The 26351-nt window shown below is 66.0% G+C and carries 26 protein-coding genes and 1 tRNA gene; 18 read left to right on the top strand and 9 right to left on the bottom strand.

Translation table 11 applies throughout. The annotated features are described in order from the left end of the window. Nucleotides 1-72: 72 nt before the first annotated feature. From FOB47_RS11925 to FOB47_RS11875, 11 genes are all read left to right on the top strand, one after another. Nucleotides 73-1056 (top strand): KpsF/GutQ family sugar-phosphate isomerase, encoded by a 984-nt coding sequence (locus tag FOB47_RS11925; protein WP_053822970.1) that lies wholly within the window; start codon nucleotides 73-75, stop codon nucleotides 1054-1056. 8 nt (nucleotides 1057-1064) lie between these two features. Further along, nucleotides 1065-1691, top strand: a complete 627-nt coding sequence (gene lptC / locus FOB47_RS11920; RefSeq protein WP_053821038.1) for an LPS export ABC transporter periplasmic protein LptC — start codon at nucleotides 1065-1067, stop codon at nucleotides 1689-1691. An 80-nt stretch (nucleotides 1692-1771) separates the two neighbouring features. Further along, nucleotides 1772-2401, top strand: coding sequence for a lipopolysaccharide transport periplasmic protein LptA (lptA, locus tag FOB47_RS11915; RefSeq protein ID WP_053822969.1), 630 nt, complete (start codon nucleotides 1772-1774; stop codon nucleotides 2399-2401). Nucleotides 2402-2483: 82 nt separating this feature from the next. Then, complete coding sequence (gene lptB, locus FOB47_RS11910) at nucleotides 2484-3308, top strand: LPS export ABC transporter ATP-binding protein (RefSeq protein WP_006579161.1); 825 nt, start codon at nucleotides 2484-2486, stop codon at nucleotides 3306-3308. A 191-nt stretch (nucleotides 3309-3499) separates the two neighbouring features. Then, nucleotides 3500-4978: an RNA polymerase factor sigma-54 gene (locus FOB47_RS11905; protein ID WP_174782403.1), complete on the top strand. Its 1479-nt coding sequence runs from the start codon at nucleotides 3500-3502 to the stop codon at nucleotides 4976-4978. Between the two features lie 49 nt (nucleotides 4979-5027). Next, nucleotides 5028-5381 (top strand): ribosome hibernation-promoting factor, HPF/YfiA family, encoded by a 354-nt coding sequence (hpf, locus tag FOB47_RS11900; protein WP_053821036.1) that lies wholly within the window; start codon nucleotides 5028-5030, stop codon nucleotides 5379-5381. A gap of 379 nt (nucleotides 5382-5760) precedes the next feature. Then, nucleotides 5761-6216 carry a PTS IIA-like nitrogen regulatory protein PtsN gene (gene ptsN / locus FOB47_RS11895; RefSeq protein WP_053821035.1) on the top strand — a complete coding sequence of 152 codons (456 nt, stop codon included), beginning with the start codon at nucleotides 5761-5763 and terminating at the stop codon, nucleotides 6214-6216. A 72-nt stretch (nucleotides 6217-6288) separates the two neighbouring features. Next, nucleotides 6289-7260 carry an HPr(Ser) kinase/phosphatase gene (hprK, locus tag FOB47_RS11890; RefSeq protein ID WP_006576781.1) on the top strand — a complete coding sequence of 324 codons (972 nt, stop codon included), beginning with the start codon at nucleotides 6289-6291 and terminating at the stop codon, nucleotides 7258-7260. Nucleotides 7261-7436: 176 nt separating this feature from the next. Next, nucleotides 7437-7727 (top strand): PsiF family protein, encoded by a 291-nt coding sequence (locus tag FOB47_RS11885; RefSeq protein WP_053821034.1) that lies wholly within the window; start codon nucleotides 7437-7439, stop codon nucleotides 7725-7727. Between the two features lie 236 nt (nucleotides 7728-7963). Next, entirely contained in the window at nucleotides 7964-8845 is an 882-nt protein-coding gene (gene rapZ / locus FOB47_RS11880) for an RNase adapter RapZ (protein ID WP_053821033.1), read from the top strand. An 84-nt stretch (nucleotides 8846-8929) separates the two neighbouring features. Continuing rightward, on the top strand, nucleotides 8930-9583 hold the full coding sequence (locus tag FOB47_RS11875; protein ID WP_053821032.1) for an LON peptidase substrate-binding domain-containing protein: 654 nt from the start codon (nucleotides 8930-8932) through the stop codon (nucleotides 9581-9583). A 60-nt stretch (nucleotides 9584-9643) separates the two neighbouring features. Here FOB47_RS11875 and mutY read toward each other — a convergent pair whose 3' ends face one another. Continuing rightward, a complete protein-coding gene (mutY, locus tag FOB47_RS11870; protein ID WP_232962974.1) occupies nucleotides 9644-10843 on the bottom strand; it encodes an A/G-specific adenine glycosylase in 1200 nt (399 codons plus the stop codon). A gap of 54 nt (nucleotides 10844-10897) precedes the next feature. Beyond that, the gene (gene mutM, locus FOB47_RS11865) at nucleotides 10898-11791 is read right to left on the bottom strand and encodes a bifunctional DNA-formamidopyrimidine glycosylase/DNA-(apurinic or apyrimidinic site) lyase (protein ID WP_174781166.1); all 894 of its coding nucleotides are present in this window, start codon (nucleotides 11789-11791) and stop codon (nucleotides 10898-10900) included. Between the two features lie 135 nt (nucleotides 11792-11926). On the opposite strand from mutM, the gene FOB47_RS11860 reads away from it, so the two are divergent. The 7 genes from FOB47_RS11860 to pth all read left to right on the top strand — a co-directional run bounded on the left by FOB47_RS11860 (nucleotide 11927) and on the right by pth (nucleotide 18249). Further along, on the top strand, nucleotides 11927-13888 hold the full coding sequence (locus FOB47_RS11860; RefSeq protein WP_082371378.1) for a tetratricopeptide repeat protein: 1962 nt from the start codon (nucleotides 11927-11929) through the stop codon (nucleotides 13886-13888). A gap of 128 nt (nucleotides 13889-14016) precedes the next feature. Beyond that, nucleotides 14017-14625 carry a lipoprotein insertase outer membrane protein LolB gene (gene lolB / locus FOB47_RS11855; RefSeq protein ID WP_174781165.1) on the top strand — a complete coding sequence of 203 codons (609 nt, stop codon included), beginning with the start codon at nucleotides 14017-14019 and terminating at the stop codon, nucleotides 14623-14625. Nucleotides 14626-14705: 80 nt separating this feature from the next. Then, a complete protein-coding gene (gene ispE, locus FOB47_RS11850) occupies nucleotides 14706-15578 on the top strand; it encodes a 4-(cytidine 5'-diphospho)-2-C-methyl-D-erythritol kinase (RefSeq protein ID WP_174781164.1) in 873 nt (290 codons plus the stop codon). A 57-nt stretch (nucleotides 15579-15635) separates the two neighbouring features. Further along, nucleotides 15636-15712: transfer RNA gene (locus FOB47_RS11845), tRNA-Gln, on the top strand. Nucleotides 15713-15791: 79 nt separating this feature from the next. Beyond that, entirely contained in the window at nucleotides 15792-16745 is a 954-nt protein-coding gene (locus FOB47_RS11840; RefSeq protein WP_006576809.1) for a ribose-phosphate pyrophosphokinase, read from the top strand. Between the two features lie 147 nt (nucleotides 16746-16892). Further along, on the top strand, nucleotides 16893-17504 hold the full coding sequence (locus FOB47_RS11835) for a 50S ribosomal protein L25/general stress protein Ctc (protein ID WP_053821027.1): 612 nt from the start codon (nucleotides 16893-16895) through the stop codon (nucleotides 17502-17504). Nucleotides 17505-17658: 154 nt separating this feature from the next. Further along, complete coding sequence (pth, locus tag FOB47_RS11830) at nucleotides 17659-18249, top strand: aminoacyl-tRNA hydrolase (RefSeq protein ID WP_151023113.1); 591 nt, start codon at nucleotides 17659-17661, stop codon at nucleotides 18247-18249. 60 nt (nucleotides 18250-18309) lie between these two features. On the opposite strand, the gene FOB47_RS11825 is transcribed toward pth, so the two are convergent. From FOB47_RS11825 to FOB47_RS11795, 7 genes are all read right to left on the bottom strand, one after another. After that, the gene (locus FOB47_RS11825; RefSeq protein ID WP_174781163.1) at nucleotides 18310-19899 is read right to left on the bottom strand and encodes a hypothetical protein; all 1590 of its coding nucleotides are present in this window, start codon (nucleotides 19897-19899) and stop codon (nucleotides 18310-18312) included. Between the two features lie 107 nt (nucleotides 19900-20006). Next, complete coding sequence (locus tag FOB47_RS11820; protein ID WP_144425728.1) at nucleotides 20007-21230, bottom strand: hypothetical protein; 1224 nt, start codon at nucleotides 21228-21230, stop codon at nucleotides 20007-20009. Nucleotides 21231-21462: 232 nt separating this feature from the next. After that, complete coding sequence (locus FOB47_RS11815; protein ID WP_053821024.1) at nucleotides 21463-21723, bottom strand: YfhL family 4Fe-4S dicluster ferredoxin; 261 nt, start codon at nucleotides 21721-21723, stop codon at nucleotides 21463-21465. Nucleotides 21724-21896: 173 nt separating this feature from the next. After that, nucleotides 21897-22382, bottom strand: a complete 486-nt coding sequence (gene coaD / locus FOB47_RS11810) for a pantetheine-phosphate adenylyltransferase (RefSeq protein WP_006576803.1) — start codon at nucleotides 22380-22382, stop codon at nucleotides 21897-21899. Nucleotides 22383-22592: 210 nt separating this feature from the next. Then, nucleotides 22593-23252, bottom strand: coding sequence for a 16S rRNA (guanine(966)-N(2))-methyltransferase RsmD (gene rsmD, locus FOB47_RS11805; protein ID WP_174781162.1), 660 nt, complete (start codon nucleotides 23250-23252; stop codon nucleotides 22593-22595). A gap of 136 nt (nucleotides 23253-23388) precedes the next feature. Next, nucleotides 23389-24792, bottom strand: a complete 1404-nt coding sequence (locus FOB47_RS11800; RefSeq protein ID WP_082371377.1) for a M16 family metallopeptidase — start codon at nucleotides 24790-24792, stop codon at nucleotides 23389-23391. A gap of 9 nt (nucleotides 24793-24801) precedes the next feature. Beyond that, on the bottom strand, nucleotides 24802-26235 hold the full coding sequence (locus FOB47_RS11795) for a M16 family metallopeptidase (RefSeq protein WP_151023096.1): 1434 nt from the start codon (nucleotides 26233-26235) through the stop codon (nucleotides 24802-24804). Nucleotides 26236-26351: the final 116 nt, after the last annotated feature.

Below are 26351 nucleotides of genomic sequence, written 5' to 3'. Positions count from 1 at the left end.
AAGGCAGACGCCGCGCCGGACGCGCCGCGACCGGCCCGGGCGTCATCGCATTCATTGGTATACTTCGTCGCCATGATAGCCAATTTCAATGCGGAAAGAGCACTCGAGCTCGCACGCCATACCCTGCAGATCGAAGCCGATGCCGTCGCCGCGTTGTCGTCGCGGCTGACGCCGGACTTCGCGCGGGCGGTGCAGCTGGTGCTGGAGTGCTCGGGCCGCGTGGTCGTTTCCGGCATCGGCAAGTCCGGCCATATCGGCCGCAAGGTTGCCGCCACGCTGGCCTCGACCGGGACGCCTGCCTTCTTCGTCCATCCCGCCGAGGCCTCGCACGGCGACCTTGGCATGATCACGCGCGACGACGTGCTGGTCGCGTTTTCCAATTCCGGCGAGACTTCCGAACTGCTGTCGATCGTGCCGATCGTCAAGCGCATCGGCGCCAAGCTGATCTCGGTGACCGGCAATGTCGAGTCGAACCTGGCGCAGCTGGCCGACGCGCATCTGGACGCCCGCGTCGACAAGGAAGCCTGCCCGCTGAACCTGGCGCCGACCGCCAGCACCACGGCGGCGCTGGCGCTGGGCGATGCGCTGGCGGTGGCGGTGCTCGATGCGCGCGGTTTCGGCGAAGAGGACTTCGCGCGTTCGCACCCCGGCGGCGCGCTGGGCCGCAAGCTGCTGACCCATGTGCGGGACGTGATGCGCACCGGCAATGCGGTGCCCGAAGTCCGCGAAAGCACGCCGCTGGCGCAGGCCCTGATGGAAATCACCCGCAAGGGCATGGCCATGACCGCGATCGTCGACGCCGGCGGCCGCGCGATCGGCGTCTTTACCGACGGCGACCTGCGCCGGCTGCTGGAAACGCCGCGCGACTGGAAGACCGTGCCGATCGGCGAGGTCATGCATGCCAATCCGTTCACCGTCGGGCCGGACCAGCTCGCGGTCGAGGCGGTGCAGATCATGGAAGCGAACCGCATCAACCAGCTGCTGGTGGTCGATGCCGACCAGCGCCTGGTCGGCGCGCTGCATATCCATGACCTGACCCGGGCCAAGGTCATCTGACGCACGCCATGCGCGATCTGTTTCCCTCCCTGTCCCGGCTCGCACTGCGGCTGATGCCGCTGCTGCTGATGGCGCTGGTCGCCGGCAGTACCTTCTGGCTCGTGCAGATCAATACGCCGCGCCAGGTCAGCGATACCGAACGCCAGAAGCGCCATGTGCCCGACTACTGGATGGAGCGCTTCACCGCGACCGAACTGGCCGAGGACGGCAGCACCAAGATGCGCTTCACCGGCGAGCGGATGATCCATTACGAGGACGACCAGACCTACGAGGTCACGCGGCCGGCGATGCGGGCCTACGAGCCGGACCGGCCGCCGGTGACCGGCACTGCCGACCTCGGCCGGATGAACGCCGACGCGAGCGTGATCGACCTGTTCGGCAACGCCCATATCGTCCGCGTGCAGGGCGCCGATCCGTCGCAGGACCCGCAGATGAGCGCGACCTCGAGCTACTTCCAGATCCTGATCAACGACGACATCGTCAAGACCGACAAGCCGGTCAAGCTGACCCGCGGCCCGTCGGTGATGACCGCCAACGGCTTGGTCTTCAACAATGTCACGCGCGAGGTCAACCTGCTCGGCAATGTGCGCGGCACCATCGTGATGGCGCCGCGCGGCGGCGGCGCGAAGCCATGACGCATCGCGCCGCCGCGCCCGCCACGCAACCTTCGAACGATCCCTCCCGGACAACGCCAATCAACGCCATCGTGGCCAACATGACCCTGACCCTGACGACCTGGACCCGCCGCCGCGCCACCGCCGTGCTGCTCGCCTTCGCCGCCGGCATGACGCTCGCCCTGCCGGCGCTCGCCGAACGCGCCGACCGCGACAAGCCGCTGGTGCTCGAGGCTGACAACGCCAGCTACGACGACGTCAAGCAGATCTATACGCTGACCGGCAACGTGGTGTTGACCAAGGGCACCATGGTGCTGAAGTCCGATGCCGCCGAGGTCCGCACCGACCCGGAGGGCTACCAGTACGCGGTGGCGACTTCCAAGGGGGGCAAGCAGGCCTACATCCGGCAGAAGCGCGACAACGTCGACGAGTACATCGACGGCTGGGGCGACCGCATCGAATACGACGGCAAGCAGGAGGTCGCCAAGCTGATCGGCAATGCCCGCATGGCGCGCCTGGCCGGTGCCAAGATCGTCGACGAGATCCGCGGCGCGGTGCTGACCTACGACAGCCGCAACGAGTTCTACACCGCGGCCGGCGGCAGCGGCAACGCGGCGCCGGCGAACCCGTCCGGCCGCGTGCGCGCGGTGCTGTCGCCGCGCCAGAGCCAGGGAACCGGCGGCAGCGGTGCCGGTGTCGATCTGAAGGGCTCGCCGACGGCCAAACCCTGAGCGCTTGCCGGCCCGCCCCCGGCCCACGCCGCACGCGCTTCGCCGCCAGCTTCGCATCACGCAGCATCAAAGGATTGCCCACATGTCCGTTGCCGACACCGCTACCGCCACCGCTCCAGCCGCCAACGCCAATACCGCAGCCGGCGCTGGCGCCGGCACGATGCCCGTCACCAGCAACCTGGTGGTGCGCCATCTGAAGAAGCGCTACGGCTCGCGCACCGTGGTCAAGGACGTGTCGCTCGACGTCAAGAGCGGCGAGGTCGTTGGCCTGCTCGGCCCCAACGGCGCGGGCAAGACCACCTCGTTCTACATGATCGTTGGCCTGGTCGCGCTCGACGAAGGCGACATCGTGCTCGATGGCCAGCACATCAGCGGCCTGCCGATCCACGAGCGCGCGCGCATGGGGCTGTCGTACCTGCCACAGGAAGCGTCGGTGTTCCGCAAGCTCAATGTCGAGCAGAACATCCGCGCGGTGCTGGAACTGCAGCGCGACAACGGCAAGGCGCTGTCCGCGGCCGAGATCGAGCGCCGCCTCGACAGCCTGCTCGACGACCTGCAAATCGCGCACCTGCGCAACAACCCGGCGCTGTCGCTGTCCGGCGGCGAGCGGCGGCGCGTCGAGATCGCGCGGGCGTTGGCCTCCGCGCCGCGCTTCATCCTGCTCGACGAACCCTTCGCCGGCGTCGATCCGATCGCCGTGGGCGAAATCCAGCGCATCGTCAGCTTCCTGAAGGCGCGCAATATCGGCGTGCTGATCACCGACCACAACGTACGCGAGACGCTGGGCATCTGCGACCACGCCTACATCATCAGCGAGGGCGCGGTGCTGGCGGCAGGCGAGCCCAAGGAAATCATCGCCAACGAATCGGTGCGGCGCGTCTACCTGGGCGAAAACTTCCGCATGTAATGGTGCGCTGACATCGGGCGGTCCGCCGCGCGACTCCCCCGCACTGCGGGGCCGCCGCTTCGCACGCCGGCAAGCGATGCCACGATCCTCCTCTGGTGATCCATCAGGCAATCGCTTCTGACCACGCAATCGAAACTTCCGATAGCAAATTCCGTTCCATCGCGGCCGAAGTTGCGCATAAAATAGGCCGCATGAAACCGTCGCTACAGCTACGCCTCTCCCAGCATCTGGCCCTGACGCCGCAGCTGCAGCAGTCCATCCGGCTGTTGCAGTTGTCCACGCTGGAACTGCAACAGGAAGTCGAGCAGGCGCTGACCGAGAATCCGCTGCTCGAACGCGAAAACGACTGGATCGAAAGCCCGCTGCGCGTTGCCGCCGACGGGTCGGTCAATGTGCAGACCGCCACCACGACCTCGCCCGCCGAACCGGCGGCGCCCGCGGACTCGCACGCGGACGGCGCCGCCGCAGCCGACGAAGGCTATGCCGACGGCGCGGGCGACGATTATGGCGGCGACTGGAGCCTGGACGACTTCGCCCGCCGTCCGCAAAGCGATGAGGACGAGAAAACACCGCTGCAATTGCGCGATGCCGAGCCCACGCTGCGCGAATATCTGATGGAGCAATTGACGCCGCTGAAAATCTCCACGCGCGACAAGGGCCTGGCGATTTTCCTGATCGAATCGCTCGACGACGACGGTTATCTGAGCGCGTCGCTCGAGGAAATCCTGTCCGAATTGCCGGAAGAGCTCGAATTCGAACTCGACGAAGTGCATGCGATGCTGACGCTGCTGCAAAGCTTCGATCCGCCCGGGGTCGGCGCACGCAACGCAGCAGAGTGCCTGTCGCTGCAACTGCGCCGCATCGAACATCCGCAGCGCGAGCTGGCGATGACCATCGTCCGCCATCACCTCGAACTGCTGGCCGCGCGCGACTACACACGGCTGAAGAAGGCGCTGCAGGTCGACGACATGCAGCTGAAGGCCGCGCACGAGTTGATCCGTTCGCTCGCGCCATATCCCGGCCACGCCTACAGCCGGCCGGAAGCGGACTTCGTGGTGCCCGATGTATTCGTGCGCAAGAGCGGCCACAACTGGATCGCCCAGCTCAATCCCGATGTGATGCCGCGGCTACGCATCAACGACATGTATGCGCAGATCTTGCGCGGTGCGAAAGGCGATACCGGCGCCGCGGGATTGCAGCAGAAACTGCAGGAGGCGCGCTGGCTCATCAAAAATATCCAGCAGCGTTTCGACACCATTTTGCGCGTCGCACAAGCCATCGTGGAGCGGCAAAAGAATTTCTTTACGCACGGCGAAATTGCGATGCGCCCCTTGGTTTTGAGGGAGATAGCCGATACACTGGGTCTACACGAGTCGACTATTTCTCGTGTGACGACCAACAAGTACATGGCCACCCCGATGGGGACATTCGAGCTGAAATATTTTTTCGGCAGCCATGTATCGACCGAGACCGGCGGTGCCGCCTCTTCCACCGCAATCCGTGCGCTGATCAAGCAGCTGATAGGAGCCGAAGACCCCAGAAACCCGTTGTCCGACAGCCGGATTGCCGAACTGCTGGGGGAACAAGGCTTCGTCGTGGCGCGACGTACCGTCGCCAAATATCGTGAAGCCTTGAAGATCCCGGCCGTGAACCTTCGCAAGTCTTTGTAGCCGAGTCGCATCGCCTGCCTGGTGCGGCTCTTTCAGAAGGAGAAGCGCTATGAACTTCAAGATCAGTGGACACCACTTGGACATCACGCCTTCGCTGCGTGAGTACGTGGAAACGAAACTGGAGCGAATCCTCAGGCATTTCGATCAGGTTATTGACGTCAGCGTGCTGCTATCGGTCGACAATCAAAAGGAAAAGGATCGCCGTCAGCGCGCGGAAATCAATGTGCATCTGAAGGGCAAGGACATTTTTGTCGAGGCGCATCACGAAGATCTCTATGCGGCGATCGACATGCTGGTCGACAAGCTGGACCGGCAGGTAATCCGCTACAAGGACAAGGTGCAGAGCCACGACCGCGAATCGCTGAAGTACCACAGCTTCGCGGCCAGTCAGGCCCAGCAGTAGCTTGATGATTCGGCGCGGCCGGACGACGGCCCGCCTTGAAGCGAGGAAGGAAGCCGTGCCAGGAGCACGGCTTTTTTGCGCCGGTCGCGCGGCGCCACTCCTTGCAGCCTGCAGGATGAAACCGGAATGGGGTTCCGTCTGGCGGGCTTCCCGGTGTATGCTGTGCAATACATCTAGAGAATGCCCGCCCCGTTTCCTGCGCAATGCCGCTCGGGGCGATCGGCATCGGACGGCAGGGAGCCCCCCTGCACTATAATGTGCCGCACGCTGATAGTCGGGAAGCGGCGGCAACGAACGCACCGCCCAGCAACGGCAGACCGGCCCACGCCGGCGAGAACCGCATGGCGGCGCCAGTATCAGGAATTCCGCGCATTTTCAAATGAACCGTTTGGCCAAACTGCTGCCGCCCGGCAATATCTCGCTCGACGTCAGCGTCACCAGCAAGAAACGCGTGTTCGAACAGGCCGGGTTGCTGTTCGAAAACAACCATGGCGTGGCGCGCGCCACGGTGACCGACAATCTGTTCGCCCGCGAATCGCTCGGCTCGACCGGACTCGGCGCCGGCGTCGCCATCCCGCATGGCCGCATCAAGGGACTGAAACAGCCGCTGGCTGCCTTCATGCGGCTCGCCGAGCCGATCCCGTTCGAATCGCCCGACGGCAAGCCGGTCTCGCTGCTGATCTTCCTGCTGGTGCCGGAACAGGCCACGCAGCAGCATCTGGAAATCCTGTCGGAAATTGCTCAGCTATTGTCCGATCGCGACATGCGCGATGGCCTCGCCGCTTTGCCGACGCCCGATGCGATTCACCAGCTGCTGGTGCAATGGCATCCTTGACCCTTCCGGCATAAGCGCGCACAGCCGCGCCCACCGCATACACCACCGCCCTAGCGCCCCGCCTCATCCCGCATGGAACTCACCGGCGTCACCTCCCAGTCGATCTTCGACGACAACGCAGCCGACCTCAAACTGTCCTGGGTGGCCGGGCTGGAAGGCGCCGATCGCGCCTTCGACCTCGACTTCGCACGCGAGGCGACCTCGGCCGCCGACCTGGTCGGTCACTTGAACCTGATCCACCCGAACCGGATCCAGGTCCTCGGCAAGCCGGAGATTACCTACTACCAGCGGCTCGACGACGAAACGCGCAAGCGGCAGATGGGCGAACTGATCCTGCTGGAGCCACCGTTTCTGGTCGTCGCCGACGGCATGGAACCGCCGCCCGACCTGGAACTGCGCTGCACCCGCTCGTCGACGCCGCTGTTCACGACGCCGGTGTCGTCGGCCGCGGTCATCGACCATCTGCGGCTGTATCTGTCGCGCATCTCCGCCCCGCGCGTCACGATGCACGGCGTGTTTCTCGACATCCTCGGCATGGGCGTGCTGATCATGGGCGAATCCGGTCTGGGCAAGAGCGAACTGGGCCTGGAACTGATCTCGCGCGGACATGGCCTGGTGGCCGACGATGCGGTCGACTTCGTGCGTCTTGGCCCGGATTTCGTCGAGGGGCGCTGCCCGCCGCTGCTGCAGAACCTGCTCGAAGTGCGCGGCCTGGGCCTGCTCGATATCAAGACGATCTTCGGCGAAACCGCGGTGCGCCGAAAGATGAAGCTCAAGCTGGTGGTCCAGCTGGTGCGCCGCAACGACGGGGAATTCGAACGGCTCCCGCTCGATTCGCAATATCTGGACGTGCTGGGCCTGCCCATCCATATGGTGAAGATCCAGGTCGCGGCCGGCCGCAACCTTGCGGTGCTGGTCGAGGCGGCGGTCCGGAACACGATCCTGCGGCTGCGCGGCATCGACACGCTGCGCGATTTCATGGATCGCCAGCGTGCCGCGATGCAGGCCGACGCGGCCTCGCGCGGCCAGGGCCGTCTGCTCTGAGCGGCTGCGCCGAGCGCGGCTCGAGACCACATTGACGCATCGGCGTGTCCGACACGCAGACAGCGTCAACCTGATTGGGGTTTTCAGCGTTTTGTGCTGTAATGGGCATCACGCCCAGCCTGCGCCGTTGCGCATCCTGCGCTTGGCGACCCGATCCTCAGTCAGGAGATTCCAGCATGAAGACACTGATCGCAACCTGCGTGCTGCTGTGCCCACTGGTCGCCACGGGCGCCTTTGCCCAGACCGCCTCCGGCAACAGCCAGCAGAGCAAGATGAAGACATGCAATGCGCAGGCAGCCGGCAAGACCGGGGACGAGCGCAAGTCCTTCATGAAGGAATGCCTGTCGGCCAAGCCCGCCACCGCGGGCAACTCGCAGCAGCAGAAGATGAAGGCCTGCAACGCGCAGGCGAGCGGCAAGAAGGGCGACGAACGCAAGGCGTTCATGAAGGAGTGCCTGTCCGCATGACGGCACGCTGATCCGGCATTGTTCCGGAGCGGGCCAAGGCCAGATCAAGGCGAATCGCGGGGCACCCGGCGGTTCGCCTTTTTCTTTGCTATTTCGCTGTTCTCGGCGCCCTGCGCGTGCATTGCGCGGCTTTCGCACGCTTTCGCCACGTTTCCCGCCTGCCACGCCTTCCCCGGCCGCGGATGTCACCGGACCGTCATGACGCAATCATCACGCGATGCTATCCTTCAAGCGTTATGCGCATCGTCCTCATCACCGGCATTTCCGGCTCCGGCAAATCGGTTGCATTGAACGTGCTTGAAGACGCAGGCTACTACTGCGTCGACAACCTGCCCGCGCAGTTCATTCCCGAACTGGCCCGCTATCTGGCGGCCGAGGGCTACACGCATCTGGGCATCGCCACCGATATCCGCAGCCGCGAATCGCTGGCGCGGCTGCCCGAGACACTGCGCAGCCTGTCCGCCGAACACGAGGTCCGCGTGGTCTTCCTGACCGCCAATACCGATTCGCTGGTGCAGCGCTATTCGGAGACGCGGCGTCGCCATCCGCTGTCGGTGCGCCTGGCGGCGGGCGGTGCGGGCGGTGCGCCCGCGCCGACCGAGACTCCGCTGATCGAAGCGATCGAGATGGAACGCGAGCTGCTGAGTCCGCTGGCCGAATCGGCGCACCGGATCGACACCAGCAATGTGCGCACCAATACGCTGCGCGCCTGGATCAAGGACTTCATCCGCGACGACAATCTGCAGCTGACGCTGCTGTTCACGTCGTTCGGTTTCAAGCACGGCGTGCCGAGCGATGCCGACATGGTGTTCGACGTGCGCTCGCTGCCCAACCCGTATTACGACCTGCAACTGCGGCCGTTGACCGGCCGCGATGCGCCGGTGATCGACTTCCTGCAGAGCCAGCCGATGGTGCTGGCGATGGCCGAGGACATTCGGGCCTATGTCGAGAAATGGTTGCCGAGCTTCGTCGCCGACAACCGCAGCTATCTGACGGTGGCAATCGGTTGCACCGGCGGCCAGCACCGCTCGGTCTATATCGCGGAAAGACTTGCCAACTACTTCCGCGCGCATGGTAATGTGCTGGTCAGACACCGCGAGCTGGTGCCGGTAAGCTGATCCGGCCCCACCAGGGCGGTGGATCCCGGCGGCGGCGCAATGTGCGTTCCCCCGCCTTGTGAGCGATGGTCTTCTCGGGATCGCATGTCTTCCAGTTCCGCAGCGTCCAATCACGCGGCACCGCTCCACATCGAAGTCGACAGCCTGCCGCTGTTTCCGCTTCACACCGTGCTGTTTCCCGGCGGCCGGCTGCCGCTGCGCGTATTCGAACCCCGCTACGTCGACATGGTGCGCAATTGCCTGCGCGACAACGCGGCATTCGGTGTATGCCTGATCGCCAGCGGCACCGAAGTCGCGCAGGAAGGAAGCACTACCGTGCCGGAAGCCGTCGGCTGTCTCGCCGAAATCGTCGACTGCAATATGGAGCAACTCGGCGTGCTGCTGATCGAGACACGCGGCAGGCAGCGCTTCCGCATCCTCGAACACCATGCCCGCGACGACGGCCTGCTGGTCGCGCGCGCCGAGCTGCTGCCCGACGACGTGATCGACTGCAAGCTGGAGTTGCTGGGCGAATGCCTGGCGGCGCTGCGCCGCATCGTCGCCTCGCTGCACGCGACGCCGCACAAGCTGCCCTTTGCCGAGCCGATGCAGTGGGAGGATCCGAGCTGGGTCGCCAATCGGCTATGCGAACTGCTGCCGGTGCCGATGAAGGCCAAACAGATGTTGATGGCGCTGCCCGACGCCGGCATGCGGATCGAGATCGTTCATCGCTTCATGCGCCAGCACCACATGCTGTAACGGGTAACGGCTGTAGCGGCCACCGCCTCGCCGGCCGGCTCCCGCGAGCGGCGCAGATCTTCAGAACAACTGCGGCACCACCTCGCCGGCCAGCAGCTTGCGCACCGGCGCCGGCATGCCAAGTTCGTCGAGCCGATCCAGCGACAGCCAGCGCCATTGCTCTTGCGCTGCTTGCGCTGCTGCCCCACCCGCATCGCGCAACGCCAATGCCGCCATGTCGACGCGTACCGCGCGGATCAGCAGCCGGAAATGCGTGAAGACGTGCGTCATCTCGGCGACCATCGCGGCGCGGGCCGGAGTGCCGAACGCCCGTCCGAAGGCGAGCGCGTCGTCCTCGGCCTGTTCGGCGTCGAACGGCAGCGCCGGCACGGGCAGCTCGGGCAGGCTCCACAAGCCGCCCCAGATGCCGCTGTCCGCGCGCAACCGCAGCAGCACCTCGCGGCCATGCCGCAACACCACCATCACCGTGCTGCGCTCGGGCACCGGCGCGCGCGTCTTCGGCGTCGGCAGCACCGCCGTCAGGCCCTCGCGCCGCGCGACGCACAGGTCGGACAGCGGGCAGCGCGCCGGTTCGTCCAGGCAAGCGGGCTTGCCGCGCGAGCAGACGGTCGCGCCCAGATCCATCAGCCCTTGCGTGTAGGCGACCATGTCATCGGACTGGCGCGGGCCCGGCGCAGGCAGCGCGGCCTCGGCCATTGCCCACATCCGGTTCTCGATCGCCTTTTCGCCGGGATGGCCGTGCACGCCGAAGCAGCGCGCGAAGACCCGCTTGACGTTGCCGTCGAGAATCGGGGCGCGCACGCCCGCGCTGAACGCCGCGATCGCCGCCGCGGTCGAGCGGCCGATGCCGGGCAGCTCGGCCAGCAGCGCGGGATCGCTCGGGAAATGGCCGCCGTACTGCTGGACCACCAGCTTCGCGCAGCGGTGCAGATTGCGCGCCCGCGAGTAGTAGCCGAGCCCGGCCCACAGCGCCATCACCTCGTCGGCGGGCGCGTCGGCGAGCGCCTGCACGGTCGGCAGACGCGCCAGAAAGCGCTGGTAGTAGTCGATCACCGCGCTGACCTGGGTCTGCTGCAGCATGATCTCCGACAGCCAGATCCGGTACGGATCCCGGGTGTTCTGCCAGGGCAGGTCGTGGCGCCCGTGCCGGCGCTGCCATTGCACGACGCGGGCGCCGAAGTCCGGCGGCACCGCGCTGGCGGCGCAATCCGGGGCCGCAGCGCAGTCCGTGGTGGATCGAATGGTGGAGCGGCGAGGCATCGATAAGTCGTGGGGCTTCGGTCTGTCTGGTTCAGGGGTGGCGTGTCGCTGGGCTCAACGCTGGCATTGCGGGCAATAGAAGGTCGAACGCTGGCCCTGCACGATCTGCCGGACCGGCGTGGCGCAGTGCCGGCATGGCTTGCCGGCACGATCGTAGACCAGGCAGTCGAGCTGGAAATAGCCGCTGGCCCCGTCGCTGCCGACGAAATCGCGCAGCGTGCTGCCGCCGCGCTCGATCGCCAGCGCCAGCGTCTCGCGCACCGCGGCGGCAAGCCGCTCGCAGCGCGCGCGCGACAGACGGCCCGCGGCCGTGGTCGGCCGGATGCCGGCGCGGAACAGGCTCTCCGAGCAATAGATGTTGCCGACGCCGACCACGATATCGCCCGACAGCAGGACGGTCTTGATCGCCGCGGTGCGCCCGCGCGTATGGCGGTACAGCCAGTCGCCGTCGAAGGCGGAATCGAATGGCTCGATGCCCAGATTGCGCAGCAGCGGGTGGCTGGACAGCAGCGCCTCGGGCAGCGTGGTCCACAGCACCGCACCAAAACGGCGCGGGTCGCGAAAACGCAGCGTCAGCGGCCGGCCTGCCGCGTCGTGCAGCAGCAGATCGACATGGTCGTGCGTGCCCGGCGCGGGCGGCTCGTGCCATACGCGCAGCGTGCCCGTCATGCCGAGGTGGATCAGCAGCCAGCCGGCGTCTTCACCACTGCCCACCCCGCCGGCCACGCCGCCGGCCGTGGCGTGCCCCTCGCGCACGCATTCGAGCAGCAGATATTTGCCGCGCCGCTCGACACGCCGGATCACCCGCCCGGGCAGGCAGGCCTCCAGCTCCTCGGGCACCGGCCAGCGCAGGCCGCGATGGCGCACTGCCACCCCGGCGATGCGGCTGCCCTCCAGATGCGGCAGCAGTCCCCGTCGGGTCACCTCGACCTCGGGCAATTCCGGCATCGAACCTCTCCTTTGCGCACGACTCCAAGCGGCAGACGCCATGCCCGCCATGGTGCGCCGCAGCCGGGCATTGTAGCGGCACGTTACAATGGCCCTAACTTGTCATATGGCACGACGCGTGCCGGAGTCCCACCCATGCCGGACCGCCTGGACCGCATCCCCGCTCTGCTCTCTCCCCACGTACCGCTTGACGAGCCGCCCGCGCTGACTGGCGTAAGCCGCGCAGCGCCAGGCCGGCGTCTGCTGCCGCTGCTGGCCGCGGCGGTGGTCGGCGCCAGCGCGCTGACCGGCTGCGCCAGTGCGCGCGATGCCAGATCGGCCCAGGCCGATCCGGCACGCGCAGAGGCAAAGTCCGACGGTGTCGAGGCGGACCGCCCGATGTTCACCTTGAGCAGCGACGGCGAGCTCGAGCCGACCCCGGCCACGCCGCTGCCGCCGAAAATGCCGCTGCCCGAGCTGCCGCTGACGGCCGACATCATGTACCGCGTGCTGGCCGCCGAAATCTCGATGCAGCGGGGCCTGACCGGCCCGGCCTATCGCACCTACGTGGAACTGGCCCGCTCGACCCGCGATCCCCGCTTCGCGCAGCGCGCCACCGAAATCGCCTTCAATGCGCGCGTCCCGCAGCAGGCCCTCGATGGCGCCCGGCTGTGGACCGATCTGGCGCCGACCTCGCCGGCCGCGCGTCAGGTGCTGTCGACGCTGCTGGTGCTGAACGCGCGCTGGGAAGAAGCCGAACCGCTGCTGTCGCTGCAGCTGAACGGCGTGCCGCCGAGCCATCGTCCCGAGGCCATCCTGCAATTGCAGCAGCAGCTGTCGCGCACCAGCGATCCGGCCGGCGCGGCCGCGTTGCTGCAGCGGCTGGTCGCCAACGACATGCAGTCGGCCGAAACGCGGCTGGCGCTGGCGCGGGCCAAGGAGACCGCCGGCGATGTGCCGGGCGCGCTGGCCGAACTCGACGAAGCGCAGCGCCTGCGCCCGGACTACGAAGCGGCTGCGCTGATGGCGGCCGAACTGCGCGCCGACAGTTCCCCCGAACAGGCCATCGCGGGGCTGAAGCGCTTTCTCGACAAGGCCCCCGCCTCGGTAAACGGCCGCATCACGCTGGCGCGGGTCTACCTGCAGCGCAACGAGATGGACGCGGCGCGGCGCGAATTCGAGGCGCTGCGCAAGGTCGCGCCCGACGACCCGCGCGTGCCGCTGGCGCTCGGGCTGACCGGACTGCAGGCGCGCCGCTACGACGAGGCCGAACGCTATCTGCACGAATACCTGCGGCTGGCCGAAAAGGCGCCGAGCTCCAATCCCGACGTCGCGTACCAGTACCTCGCGCAGATCGCGGAGGAACGCAAGGACTACGCGGGCGCGGTGCAGTGGCTGGACCGGATCGAGGATCAACGCATGGTCGGCGCCGCCTCGGTCAAGCGCGCGCAGATGCTTGGCCGCATGGGCCGGCTCGACGATGCGCAGGCGATCTTCGGCGACATGCTGGCCGACGCCGAGGACATTGCCGATCCCGATCAGCGCGCGCAACGGATGATGGCGGTGCGCCAGGCCGAGGTCGGCATGCTGATGGAAGTCAAGGCCTACGACCGCGCGCGCAAGGTGCTGGACGAGCGCATCAAGGCCGAGCCCAACAACGCCGAATGGCTGTACGAGCTGGCAATGCTGGACGAACGCGAGAAGCGCTACGACAGCATGGAACGCCGGCTGCGCCAGTTCATCGCGTTGCAGCCGGACCAGAAGCAGGGCTACAACGCGCTGGGCTATTCGCTGGCCGATCGCAACATCCGGCTGCAGGAAGCGCTGAAGCTGCTGGAAAAGGCTACCGAGCTGGGCCCCGACGATCCGTACATCATGGATAGCCTGGGCTGGGTCAAATTCCGCCTGGGGCAGCTGCAGCCGGCCGCCAAGCTGCTGCGCGACGCCTATGCGAAGGCGCCCGAGGCCGAGATCGCCGCGCATCTGGGCGAGGTGCTGTGGCAGCTCGGCGAGCGCGACGAGGCCCGCAAGACTTGGGAAGAAGGCGTCAAGCTCGACCCGAACAACGAGACGCTGGTCGAAACGCTGCGGCGCTACAACGTGCGATTGGCGCAGTAGCGCGCACCAGCATCTCGGCTTGCGCACGCAGCCTGACGTGGCCCGGCCATTCGCCATCCTTCGACACCCTCGCCGGCACGGCCCGCGCCACCGCGCGCCGTGACCGGGCATCGATCTCCGTTCTTCGCATGGACCGATCCCGCCGAACCCTGACCCTGCTTTGCCTGTCCGCGCCGCTGTGGCTCGCCGCCTGCGCCAGCGTGACGCCGTCGCGCCAGTTCGATGCCGCTGCCGGTGCCCGCGCCAGCGAACTGACGGGGCGCTTCGCCGCCAATTACGTCCGCTATGGGCGCGACGAGGGCGTGCAAGGCAGCTTCCATTGGCGCGAACAGGGCGACAACGTGCGGCTGGACCTGATCTCGCCGCTTGGCCAGACCCTCGCCGTGGTCACCGCGACACCGTCGGGCGCGACGCTCGACCTGCCCAACGAACCGCCGCGCAACGCGCCGCAGGTCGATGCGCTGCTCGAGCAGAGCTTGGGCTTTGCACTGCCGGTGGCCGGCATGCGCGACTGGCTGCGTGCCCGGCCGGCGCCCGGCGCCCCGGCCAGCGCCACGCGGGACGCCCAGGGCCGGCTCGAGACGCTGTCGCAGAACGGCTGGACCGTGCGCTACGCGGCCTGGCAGCCTGCTCCGGACGGCGCCGAAACGCTGCCGCGACGGATCGACCTGGCGCGCGATGGCGCGGGTGGACCGATGTCGGTCAAGCTGGTGATCGACGCCCCTGTTTCGCACTGATCGCGCTGATCCCGCTGATCCCGCTGATCCCGCACTGAACGTAGCCGTCGCTCATCTGCGCTCCACTCCCTTCCCGACCGATGTCAGCGTCCCTGCCTCCCGCGCAACTGCGCGACTGCCCCGCGCCCGCCAAGCTGAACCTGTTCCTGCATGTGACCGGCCGCCGCCCCGACGGCTATCACACGCTGCAGACCGTGTTCCAGCTGCTCGACTGGAGCGACACGCTGCATTTCCAGCGCCGCGGCGACGGCGCGGTCGTCCGTGTGACCGACGTGCCGGGCGTGCCCGCCGAAGGCGATCTGGTGGTGCGCGCCGCTAAGGCCCTGCAGGCAGCCACGGGAACCCGCTACGGCGTCGAGATCGCGCTGGACAAGGCGCTGCCGATGGGCGGCGGCATCGGCGGCGGCTCGTCCGACGCGGCGACCACGCTGCTGGCGCTGAACCGGCTGTGGGGGCTGGGGCTGCGGCGCGAGCAGTTGATGAGGATCGGCCTGAGCCTGGGCGCCGACGTGCCGTTCTTCGTGTTCGGCCAGAACGCCTTCGCCCAGGGGATCGGCGAGGAACTGACCGCGGTCGATCTCCCGGACAGCTGGTTCGTGGTCATCCATCCACGCCAGCATGTGCCGACCGCAGCAATTTTTTCCGATGAACGCTTGACAAGGGATACGCCCATCTCCATAATTGCGGACTTCGCTGCTTGCACAAACAAATTCGGTTTCGGTCGCAACGACCTGGAAGCGATAGCAACAGCGAAGTTCGGCGAAGTTGCCCGAGCCCTTGTCTGGCTGAGACAATTCAGCCCCGAGGCAAGGATGACCGGTTCCGGTGCCTGTGTGTTTGCACGCTATACTGACGCGCAAACTGCGCAACAGGTACTCGATCGGTTGCCATCCGAATGGGATGGCAGATGCGTGAGAAGTTTGTCGCGCCATCCGCTCGCAGCTTTCGCATAACAAGTTTTCGTTCGGCGTTGTGGCTGTCGGCGCAACGAAGAACGGTCCCGGTTGTGTAGGGGAGTCGCCAAGTCGGTTAAGGCACCGGATTTTGATTCCGGCATTCGAGGGTTCGAATCCTTCCTCCCCTGCCATTACATTCCTCGCAGATCTGCAGAATCTGTCGCCGGCAGCGCCGGCGACCATCCCCCAGCAGCAAGACAGGTGCCCCTCATGAGTAGCGACGGCTTGATGGTATTCACCGGCAACGCCAACCCCAAACTCGCGGAGGCTGTCGTGCAGCACCTCGGCATTCCGCTGGGCAAGGCGCTGGTGGGCCGATTCTCCGATGGCGAAGTCCAGGTCGAAATCCAGGAAAATGTCCGCGGCAAGCACGTCATCGTGCTGCAGTCCACCTGCCAGCCGACCAACGACAACCTGATGGAACTGATGGTGATGGTCGACGCGCTCAAGCGCGCCTCGGCACGCAGCATCACCGCCGCCATGCCCTACTTCGGCTATGCCCGCCAGGACCGCCGCCCGCGCTCGGCGCGCGTCGCGATCTCGGCCAAGGTGGTTGCCAACATGCTGGAAGTCGCCGGTGTCGACCGCGTGCTGACGATGGACCTGCACGCGGACCAGATCCAGGGCTTCTTCGATATCCCGGTCGACAACATCTACGCCTCGCCGGTGCTGCTGGGCGATCTGCGCGAGAAGAACTACGGCGACCTGCTGGTCGTCTCGCCGGACGTGGGCGGCGTGGTGCGTGCCCGCGCGCTGGCCAAGCAATTGAACTGCGATCTGGCCATCATCGACAAGCGTCGTCCCAAGGCCAATGTGGCCGAGGTGATGAACATCATCGGTGAAGTCGACGGCCGCAACTGCGTGATCATGGACGACATGATCGACACCGGCGGTACGCTGTGCAAGGCAGCCCAGGTGCTGAAGGAACGCGGCGCGCAGAAGGTGTTCGCCTACTGTACCCACCCGGTGCTGTCCGGCGGCGCGGCCGCCCGCATCGCCGACTCGGCGCTGGATGAAGTGGTCGTCTGCGACACCATTCCGCTGCGCGACGATGCGCGCCAGACCGGCAAGATCCGTCAGCTGTCGACCGCCTCGCTGCTGGCCGAGACGTTCACCCGGATCGTCAAGGGCGACTCGATCATGTCGCTGTTCGCCGATTCCTGAACTTCCTGTTAGAATTCAAGGCTTTGTCGCGTCCGCCGGCTTGCATGCAAGCGGTGATGCGGCGCAGAGGCGCCCGGTCACCGTATCTGGCGCCGATTCATCGGGCTGTCTGGTCGCGGGCAGCCCTCTTACTTTTTGGAGTCCACAATGAAAGTCATCGCTTTCGAGCGTAGCGTACAGGGTACGGGTGCGAGCCGCCGCCTGCGCAATGCCGGCAAGACCCCCGGCATCATCTACGGCGGCACCGCCGAACCGAAGATGATCGAGCTCGATCACAACGCGCTGTTCCACGCGCTGAAGAAGGAAGCCTTCCACTCGTCGATCCTCGACCTGGAAGTGGGCGGCACGACCGAGAAGGCACTGCTGCGCGCCTTCCAGATGCACCCGTTCAAGCCGCTGGTGCTGCACGTCGATTTCCAGCGCGTGTCGGCCACCGAGAAGATCCACGTCAAGGTGCCGCTGCACTTCATGAACCAGGAAACCGCTCCTGGCGTGAAGCTGGGCCACGGCATCATCAACCACATCCTGAATGAACTGGAAGTGTCGTGCCTGCCGGGCGACCTGCCGGAATTCATCGAAGTGGACATGGGCGCCGTCGAACTGGGCCAGACCGTTCACCTGTCGGACCTGAAGCTGCCGAAGGGCGTGACCCCGATCACGCACGGCGACGACAACCCCGCCGTGGCAAGCATCGCGCTGCCGGCCGGTGGCGTGTCGGAAGCCGCCAGCGAAGGCGAAGGCGAGACGCCGGCCGCCTGATCGGCGCCAGCCCTCGGCTGACCGGCGGCGCAGTCGTATCGACACGCGTCGCCAGAAAGACCGCCGGTTCGTCCGGCGGTTTTTTTTCGCGTATGCTTCCCTGCTGCGCCGCGGCCCACCGCCGTGCATGCCCGCCACCGAATCCGTTTGCACCATGATCAAGCTCATCGTCGGCCTCGGCAATCCCGGGGCGGAATACGAAGCCACCCGGCACAATGCCGGCTTCTGGCTGATCGACCAGCTCGCCCGCATGGCCGGCGCCACGCCGCGCGTGGAAGGCCGTTTCCATGGGCTGGCGGCGCGCGCGCGCCTGTGGGACCACGATATTTGGCTGCTGAAGCCGTCGACCTTCATGAACCGCTCGGGCCTGGCCGTGGTGTCGTTGGCCCGCTTCTACAAGATCCTGCCCGACGAGATCCTGGTCGCGCATGACGAGATGGACCTGCCGGCCGGCGCGGTCAAGCTGAAGCGCGGCGGTGGCTCCGGCGGGCACAACGGTTTGAAGGACATTTCCGCGCATCTGTCGACGCCGGATTACTGGCGCCTGCGCATCGGCGTGGGCCATCCCCGCAATGCCGGCGGCGCCGGCGACCGGGAAGAGGTGGTCAACTTCGTGCTCAAGCCCCCGCGCCGGGAAGAGCAACAGGCCATCGACGAAGCGATCGATCGCAGCATGGCGCCGCTGTCTCTGCTGGCAAAAGGCGAAGCCGAACGCGCGATGATGCAGTTGCATTCGGCTAAATGACGGCCGGATGGTGACGCTGCCCCGATAACTGTGGCGGTCCAGCACCGGCCATAGAGCGGTTCAAACGACTATTGCGACCGGTTCGGCTTCCGCGGCAGGCTTCGCTTCAGGGCGACGTTGCAGACCGTTTTCCACGGCGCGCCGGATACCATCGCCATCCACGAGATTGCGGATTTTGATCTTCAACTCTTCGACGATGGGGTCTTTGACATCCGGATCGATCGGGCAAAACCGCAGTGGCCAAAGATCTTCCCGGGTCAATCCGATCTGTTTCAAGGTGTGCTTGATCAGCCGTCGCGCGTTGGCATCATTTCCGCCGGTCCTGTCCAGCATCCGGACCGCTTGATCGATGACGTCGTCAAGCGGGGGCAACTCGTTGTCCTTCGGCCCGCCCTCTTCCGACGCGGCGGCGTGATTGCTGCCCTTGTCGATCGCCGCCTGGATGGATTTCGCGGAATTGCGATTCCGAATTCCGGCATACAACGTCCAGCCGGCCAATGCCAGGCCGCCGATGATGCCGAACAGAATACCGCCGGTCGACACCCCACCCACGACGAGGAACAGGGCCAGAGAAATCGCGCCGACGGCCATCGCCGCGGCACCATAGGATATCCGCCATTTCCCGACCCGAATCTGGCTCCTGGCGTCGTCCCTGGCGCGGATTTCGTTGTGCTCGGCATGCCTGAGCAAAGACTCTGCAAGCCGGCCGGCATTGGCGAGCTCGGCTTGCTGGCTTTCCTTTGCGTCCTTGAGTCGTTCTTTTGCGGTATTGATGGCTTCCAAGGCGCCGCTGGCCGCAGCCAGCTTCTTCAGCCCGTCATGCCACCGCAACGCTCCTGCGACGATATGGAGCGCGCCGCAACCGAGACTGAAGGCAAAACCGCAGATAGCGGTCGCCGTAGCGTTAATCGGCACTGCAGCAAGGTGCAATAGCTCGCTGACCTTGAAGCTGTCCCAGAGCAATGCCAGATTGCAGCCGACGCCGCCACCTTGAAGGATGCCGTCGCGCGCGAACATGACGGAGGAATGCTTCAGGGTATGAGCGGCCTCGCGATGATCTATCTGCGCGGTTTCATATTCCAGGTAGCTAACCGCCAATTCCAGCGCCCGCTTTTCTTTCACCCGCCCGCCTGTTGAACACTGCACAATGGAAATGTCGCGTTCGGCGGAACACACCTCGTGCTCGGCATCCGGCTCTAGACCTTCGCTCGTAATTGCACCTGTCAGCTTTGTTTTCTGGGCGTCGGATTTCCGACACCGGACGTAGTTGACAAATGCTTCATGCCCCTCTCCGTTATCGTCGATTTGCCGACCAGTGCGCTGATGCCGGTTGGCATGCTGCCCGAAAACAACGGACGTTATGATCATTTCGGCGAACGATGCCACGCTGCCGAGCGCGATTCCGGCTTGGGAAACGGTATGCCTGGCGCCCTCAGCGGTGAATCGAGTGGTAAGAAGCGCCGAAGATGGATTTGCGCGGAAGAAGGCTGTGATGGAGTCTATGAACGCGCCGACTCTATACAGCGCAATGCTGCTCCAGCCGTAATACAAACCCGCATTGGCAAAGGCCACCCGCCGCTCTCCCGGCAAAACCCCATGCCGGTCGGCAAGCCAGCTCGCATAGGTAACATGGCCGCGCACGCTTCCCATGGATCGTCTCCTCCTAAGTCTGCTTGGTACGACGAGCATCCTGTCGGACCCGGACTGCTATCCGGCATCTGTTGGTGCGATAACGCCGTTGGAATGCCTGGTTATTGTCAAGAGCCACCACCACCGGCGGTTTCGGACCACGGAACAACGGTACGCGCATACATGGTGGCAACGATTTCCTGGTGCCTGCGATCCCTCCGGGCGCGATCCACCGCATATCGCGGAGTAGCCATGTATCGCAATAGGCGCCGGTTATCTATCTCCCTTTCCTCGGGAGGATATATGGGGATTGTGGAGTCGCTTATCGCTGCGGACGAGGGAAATCCATTAAATCGATTCCGCATGATTTCTACAGCCGGGAAGCCATACTTCGCATCTTTGCCGTGCTTTTCCCAGCGCCGCTGAATAACGACAGCCGTAATGGCCAATCCAAGCACGGCGGCGGATTTGATGGACGTCGATGGTGGAATCAACTCCAGGATCTGCTTCCATCTCGCCTCATCCCGCGCCCTTGAATTGTCGCCGCCCAGCCTCTGTGCTTGTGCGATGGCGCCCAGCAGCGGCTCGGCTTCCTTCGCGGTATCCGCGTTAAGAAAAAGCGGCGTTGCGTAGCGAAGCAGGGCGTCGTGGAAGTCTGCCCCCATTCCTGCGCAAGCCCCGCGGCACGCGAATTCAATGAGCAACGTGATGGCCCAATATGGAGAACGGGCCATGGCATGTTGGAATACGCTATGTAAAACCTCAAGCTTGGTACTATCCGTCAGCTTGTGGAACAACGGCCAGGCCTCGTGAAATATTCGTTCCGGGATACGAGGGTACATTTTGCCAAGCCGCTTGAGCGTCTCCTCGAATATCGCCCTTGCACGCCAGCGGTTCCATCGGTACCCGGTGAAGAAATTGAGCAAGAGCGATACATCCTTCATGCATGACGTCTGCGACCGGAAATCCAGACTCTTCTTGCTGGCAATCAAGTCTCGAAACAACTGAAACTCTGGCCAGTAAGGCTTGAGCTGCTGATGAAGAAGCCGGCAGGTCATGGCAAGCGTTGCGCGTTCGAAAGGGTCCGCGAGGTAAAGGATGATCCGATCGGTGGCTACCTTCGGCAAAGCCGCGATATGTTTGTTTTCGGCTTCCGGCGTGCGTCGCGAGCCGTCGGTCCGCGAAAAGACCTTGGCCAGAGCGGCCATGACCCCATGCGGATTGTCGCGCACGGCGATGGTGGAACCATCCACGCCAAGTCGGCCCTCGGACCGACCGAACGATGCCATTTCATGGGCGCTGATACCCGGCAACGCCGGGCTTGGATAACCCTCGGTGCAGATTTGCGGCATGGCGCTCTCCCGAGCTGTAGGAATGCCGTGCACAGTCGCATGTTGGCGATGGCTGCCGCTTAACAAGCGCGCGGATTCCGACAACTTTTGGTTGCATTCGGCTCCGGCGGTGTTGCGTTGTGCGCGGTCGGTAACCGACCGGCGATAAAAAACCCCGCCGTGGCTCCTGGCGGGGTTTCTATTGCGGCGCACGGCGTGTCAGCCGCCGCCTGCCCTGCTCACGCACGCTGTCTCAGGCGGCGTGCTTGGCGGCCGTCAGCAGCCGGTAGCGCTGCATCAGCACTTCGTGTGTCTCGACCCGGTTCGGATCGCGGGGGATGCAAGCGACGGGGCACACCTGCTGGCATTGCGGCTCGTCAAAATGGCCGACGCACTCGGTGCATTTGTTGGGGTCGATCTCGTAGATTTCGGGCCCCATCGAAATTGCTTCGTTCGGGCACTCGGGCTCACAAACGTCGCAATTGATGCAATCGTCGGTGATCATCAGCGCCATGATATTTCCTTCTGCAGTCCGGCCATCGCCGCGCCCACTGTGCGCGGTCCGCCGCTGGAGTCCGCCCGCGCCCGACTGGCCGCGTCCTGACGGATTCCGAACCCCGTATTCTAGGCGTTTTCGGGCCGGCCCGCCGAGCCGGCCCTGGCTTGCGACGGCGGCGGATCGAGGGCTCAGTCGCCCTTGCCGATCTTTTCCTTGAGCCAGCGCTCGACCGACGGGAACACGAACTTGCTGACGTCGCCGCCGAGCACCGCGATCTCGCGCACGAAGGTGCCGGAGATGAACTGGTATTGATCGGACGGCGTCAGGAACATCGTTTCGACGTCCGGCAGCAGATAGCGGTTCATGCCGGCCATCTGGAACTCGTACTCGAAGTCCGACACGGCGCGCAGGCCACGCACGATGACGCGCGCATTGTTCTTGCGCACGAAATCCTTCAGCAGGCCGGAAAAGCCGTCGACGCGCACATTCGGATAGTGCCCCAGCACTTCCTTGGCGATGCCGATGCGCTCTTCCAGCGAAAAGAAGGGGCGCTTGTTGGGGCTATGGGCGACTCCGACCACCAGCTCATCGAAGATATTGGACGCCCTGCGCACCAGATCCTCGTGTCCCCGGGTCAATGGATCGAACGTGCCGGGATAGACCGCGACGACCATGCTTCCTCCTTGTTCTGCCCGCTGCCGTGAACCGGCAAGCCGCACCGGCACCGGCTTTGCAGCCGGCTTGCGCCGATGCCGCCAGGCGAGCGTTGGCGACAGCGGCGTAGTGTACCCCTAAATGCGCGGCTTGAAAGCCGCCGCGCCGAGCCGGCGGCAGCGCCTTGGGCGATCATCGCGCACTGGCGCGCGAAGCGCCAGCGCCGGGATTCAGTCGGCCGCGCCGCGATGGCGCAGCAGGTGGAAATGGACGGCGCCGGCACGTGCGTGGCGCACGATTTCGAGCGACGCGGGAACCGGCGCATCGGCGCCATGCAACGGGCTTTCCGATTCGACATAGACCAGGCCCGCCGCGTGAGTCAGCCGCTCCGCATGGGCCAGCGCCGGGCCGATCCAGTCCTCGGCGAACGGCGGGTCGAGAAAGACCACGTCGAAACTGGCGGCCGGCATCTGTGCCGCGATGGCGAAGGCATCACCCTGGACGATCTGGATCTGCTCGGCGCCGAGCCGGCCCTGGTTGTCGCGCAGTTGCCGAACCACGCGCGGATTGGCCTCGACCATCGTCACATGGGCAGCGCCACGCGAGGCGGCCTCGAAGCCCAGTGCGCCGGAACCGGCGAACAGGTCCAGGCAGCGCTGGCCGGTCAGATCCTGGCCGAGCCAGTTGAACAGTGTCTCCCGGACGCGGTCCGGCGTGGGCCGCAGCCCCTCGGCATCGAGTACCGGCAGCGGTGTGCGCTTCCAGCGGCCCCCGATGATGCGGACCTGCGCGGGAGCCTGGCGGGCAGAGAACGAGGGGACGCGCCCACGGGGCGCGGTCTGGGAGCGCCCGCCGGCGGCGGGCTGCGGAGAGGGGGAACGCGGACTCATTCCGTGATTGTAGAGCCTGCCGCGTCGTTGCCTGGCGCCGGCGCGCAGGCCGCGTCGGGTCGCTATGCGCGGGAGCGCACTGAGCGGCGAGCCTGGGCAGGCGCCGGAGCGGCGGCGCGGGCCGGCGCCGCCAGGCTCATCGAGCGGCCGCGGTCGGCGCGCCGGCGGGGCCGCCGGTAGGCCCGCCGACGATCACGGTGGCCATCGCGTCAGGGCGCACATGCCGCTGGAAGGCCTGCCTGACATGCTGGCGATCGACCTTGGCGATCTGCGCGGTCCAGGTATCGAGATAGTCCAGCGGCAGGCCGTACCAGCCGATATTCGCGACGTTGGTCAGCAGCTTGCGGTTGCTGTCGATCCGCAGCGGGAAGCCGTTGATCAGATTGTCCTTGGCCGCCTTCAGCTCGGCCTGCGTCGGCCCTTCCTCGACGAAGCGCTTGAGCACCTGCCGCACCAGCGCGAGCGCCTCGTCGGTCTGCGCCTTGCTGGTCTGCAGGCCGATGCCGAACGGTCCCGGCTGCTTGGACGGAGCGAAATAGCTGTCGACGCCGTAGGTCAGGCCGCGCTTCTCGCGGACCTCCTCGGTCAGACGCGAACTGAAGCCGCCGCCGCCGAGCACATAGTTGCCGACCAGCAGCGCGAAATAGTCGGGATCGCCGCGCGCGATGGCCGGCTGGCCCAGCACGACCGTGGCCTGCTGCGCGGGATGCGGGACACGCTGCACGCTGGCGCCAATGTCCATCTTGACCGGCGGCATCTCCGGCGGCGCGGCGCCGTTGGGCAGGCCGCGCGTCAGCAGCTCGGCGATCTGCTCGGCCTGGCGGCGATCGATCGCGCCGATCAGCGTGACGACCGCGCGCGAGGCCGCGTAGTTGGCGCGCCAGAAGCGTTCCAGGTCGGCGCGCGTGACCGACGCCACCGACTCGGCGGTCGCCGACATGCCATAAGGGTGGTTCGGGTAGATGGCCTTGGACAGCAGCTTGTCGGCGATCACGCCAGGGCGCGTATCGCCTTCGCGGATCGCCGCGATCATCCGTTCCTTCTCGCGTGCGACCACGGCCTCGGGGAAAGTCGGCGCCTTGATCAGCTGCGCGGCCAGCGTGACCGACTGCGTCAGCTCCGGATTGGAGGTCAGCGTACGCAGCCCGATGCCGCCGCGGTCGCCGCCGGCCGCGCCGCCGAAGCTGGCGCCGGTATCGGCGAAGGCGTCGGCGATCTGGGCTTCGTCGCGCGCCGGCTGACCTTCGACCGCGCCGGTGCCCTTGTCGAGCAGCGCGGCCGTCAGCGTCGCGAGTCCGGCCTTGCCGGGCGGATCATAGCGGCTGCCGGCATCGAAATCGACGTTGATGTCGAGCATCGGAATCGACGGGCTGCGCACGAAATAGACGCGGGCGCCGGTCGACGCGGTCCAGTGTTCGATCGGAATGGCTGCCTGCGCGGCAGCGGCGCCGAGGCCCGCGAGCAGGCCGGCGGCGACCGCCAGCGTCCGGCGCAGCCGCGCCGAGGGACGGGAAAACGAGAGCGAATCGATGGCGAACATCGGCGGTCCTCAGTGGCGCAGGCCGGACGGGGCCTGGGGCTTGGGCTGGTTGGGATCGATCGGCTGCGGCAGCAGCGTCGCCACGGTCAGGTTGTCCTCGCTGAAGTATTTGCCCGCCACCGTCTTGACCTGCTCCGGCGTGACCTGCTTGATCCGTTCGAGGATGCGATCGAGCTGCTGCCACGAGATGCCGGCGATCTCGGCCACGCCGATCTCCATGCCCTGTCCGAACACCGAGTCGCGCTTGTAGATCTGTCCTGCCACGACCTGCGCCTTGACGCGCCGCAGCTCCTCGTCGGACACGCCTTCGCGCGCGATCCGTTCGATCTGCTGGCGCAAGGCGCGCTCGATCTCGTCGGTGGTATGGCCGTTGGCCGGCGTGCCGTCGAGCACGAACAGCGACTCGCCGCGATTGATGCCGTCGTAGCCGACATTGACATCGTCGGCCAGCCGCTGCGTACGAACCAGGTCGCGCGTCAGCCGTGCATTGTCGTAGCCGTTGAGCACGGCGGCCAGCACCTCGAGCGCATACGGATCGATGTCCTTCTCGACGTCGCGCAGGCGCGGCACCTTGTAGGCCAGCACCAGATAGGGATTCTCGGCGGGCGCCTTGACCCAGATCCGCTTGACGCCCTTCTGCGGCGGCTCGATCTGCGGCTTGCGCACCGGCAGCGGACGCGGCTTGAGCTTGCCGTAGGTCCGCTCGGCAAGCGCCCGGACCTCGGCGGGATTGACGTCGCCGGCCACCACCAGGATCGCGTTGTTCGGCACGTACCACTCGCGATACCAGGCGCTGACATCGTCGACGCGCATATTGACCAGGTCGTTCATCCAGCCGATCACCGGATGGCGATAGCCGGCGCTGGTATAGACGGTGGCCAGCAGCTGTTCGTAGACGGTGCCGCGCGGCGAGTCGTCGGTGCGCAGCCGGCGCTCTTCCATCACGACCTTCATCTCGCGCTCGAAGTCCTCGGCGCGGATCACCAGGTTGGCCATGCGATCCGCTTCGAGCTCCATCATGCGCGGCAGATGTTGCCTGGCGATCTGCTGGAAGTACATCGTGAAATCGCGATTGGTCATCGCGTTCTCGCGGCCGCCGAGCGCGGCGATCTGCCGCGAGAACTCGCCCGGCCCGACCTTGGGCGTGCCCTTGAACATCATGTGCTCGAGCATATGGGCCACGCCGGTGGTGCCGCTGACCTCGTCGATGCCGCCGACGCGATACCAGACCTGATGGGCGACCGTGGGGGCGCGATGGTCTTCCTTGACGATCACGCGCATGCCGTTGGCCAGCTTGAATTCGGTGGTGCCGCCATCGGGAACCGCGGCCTGTACCGCTGCCCCGGGGGCCGGCGGCGCGTCGACCGCGACGCCCTGCGCATGCGCCAGCGGCAGCCAGGCGGCTGCCGCCAGCAACGCGAGCGAGGCCAGACGGGCTGGCATGTCGGGCCGCCATGATGGCGAAGGGAACGGTCGGCGCCGATCGGCGCCTTTGGTGACATGCTGATCGGCGGGCATTGCGCCCTGCCACGTCGACGCCGCGGTCGACCCTGCGCGAT

Source organism: Cupriavidus gilardii (assembly GCF_013347325.1).
GTDB classification, from domain to species: Bacteria; Pseudomonadota; Gammaproteobacteria; order Burkholderiales; family Burkholderiaceae; genus Cupriavidus; species Cupriavidus gilardii.
The sequence above is the reverse complement of the archived record's forward strand: the minus strand, read 5'-3'. Positions and strand labels throughout refer to the sequence as shown.

Coding starts and splice junctions, on each gene's coding strand:
- FOB47_RS11840 (WP_006576809.1), top strand. CDS start 15,792: ATGAGTAGCGACGGCTTGATGGTATTCACCGGCAACGCCAACCCCAAA.
- FOB47_RS11795 (WP_151023096.1), bottom strand. CDS start 26,235: ATGCCAGCCCGTCTGGCCTCGCTCGCGTTGCTGGCGGCAGCCGCCTGG.
- FOB47_RS11905 (WP_174782403.1), top strand. CDS start 3,500: ATGAAACCGTCGCTACAGCTACGCCTCTCCCAGCATCTGGCCCTGACG.
- lptB (WP_006579161.1), top strand. CDS start 2,484: ATGTCCGTTGCCGACACCGCTACCGCCACCGCTCCAGCCGCCAACGCC.
- FOB47_RS11885 (WP_053821034.1), top strand. CDS start 7,437: ATGAAGACACTGATCGCAACCTGCGTGCTGCTGTGCCCACTGGTCGCC.
- rapZ (WP_053821033.1), top strand. CDS start 7,964: ATGCGCATCGTCCTCATCACCGGCATTTCCGGCTCCGGCAAATCGGTT.
- mutY (WP_232962974.1), bottom strand. CDS start 10,843: ATGCCTCGCCGCTCCACCATTCGATCCACCACGGACTGCGCTGCGGCC.
- FOB47_RS11820 (WP_144425728.1), bottom strand. CDS start 21,230: ATGCCGCAAATCTGCACCGAGGGTTATCCAAGCCCGGCGTTGCCGGGT.
- FOB47_RS11815 (WP_053821024.1), bottom strand. CDS start 21,723: ATGGCGCTGATGATCACCGACGATTGCATCAATTGCGACGTTTGTGAG.
- FOB47_RS11825 (WP_174781163.1), bottom strand. CDS start 19,899: ATGGGAAGCGTGCGCGGCCATGTTACCTATGCGAGCTGGCTTGCCGAC.
- hprK (WP_006576781.1), top strand. CDS start 6,289: ATGGAACTCACCGGCGTCACCTCCCAGTCGATCTTCGACGACAACGCA.
- lptC (WP_053821038.1), top strand. CDS start 1,065: ATGCGCGATCTGTTTCCCTCCCTGTCCCGGCTCGCACTGCGGCTGATG.
- FOB47_RS11875 (WP_053821032.1), top strand. CDS start 8,930: ATGTCTTCCAGTTCCGCAGCGTCCAATCACGCGGCACCGCTCCACATC.
- pth (WP_151023113.1), top strand. CDS start 17,659: ATGATCAAGCTCATCGTCGGCCTCGGCAATCCCGGGGCGGAATACGAA.
- ptsN (WP_053821035.1), top strand. CDS start 5,761: ATGAACCGTTTGGCCAAACTGCTGCCGCCCGGCAATATCTCGCTCGAC.
- lptA (WP_053822969.1), top strand. CDS start 1,772: ATGACCCTGACCCTGACGACCTGGACCCGCCGCCGCGCCACCGCCGTG.
- rsmD (WP_174781162.1), bottom strand. CDS start 23,252: ATGAGTCCGCGTTCCCCCTCTCCGCAGCCCGCCGCCGGCGGGCGCTCC.
- hpf (WP_053821036.1), top strand. CDS start 5,028: ATGAACTTCAAGATCAGTGGACACCACTTGGACATCACGCCTTCGCTG.
- FOB47_RS11800 (WP_082371377.1), bottom strand. CDS start 24,792: ATGTTCGCCATCGATTCGCTCTCGTTTTCCCGTCCCTCGGCGCGGCTG.
- FOB47_RS11925 (WP_053822970.1), top strand. CDS start 73: ATGATAGCCAATTTCAATGCGGAAAGAGCACTCGAGCTCGCACGCCAT.
- FOB47_RS11860 (WP_082371378.1), top strand. CDS start 11,927: ATGCCGGACCGCCTGGACCGCATCCCCGCTCTGCTCTCTCCCCACGTA.
- lolB (WP_174781165.1), top strand. CDS start 14,017: ATGGACCGATCCCGCCGAACCCTGACCCTGCTTTGCCTGTCCGCGCCG.
- ispE (WP_174781164.1), top strand. CDS start 14,706: ATGTCAGCGTCCCTGCCTCCCGCGCAACTGCGCGACTGCCCCGCGCCC.
- mutM (WP_174781166.1), bottom strand. CDS start 11,791: ATGCCGGAATTGCCCGAGGTCGAGGTGACCCGACGGGGACTGCTGCCG.
- coaD (WP_006576803.1), bottom strand. CDS start 22,382: ATGGTCGTCGCGGTCTATCCCGGCACGTTCGATCCATTGACCCGGGGA.
- FOB47_RS11835 (WP_053821027.1), top strand. CDS start 16,893: ATGAAAGTCATCGCTTTCGAGCGTAGCGTACAGGGTACGGGTGCGAGC.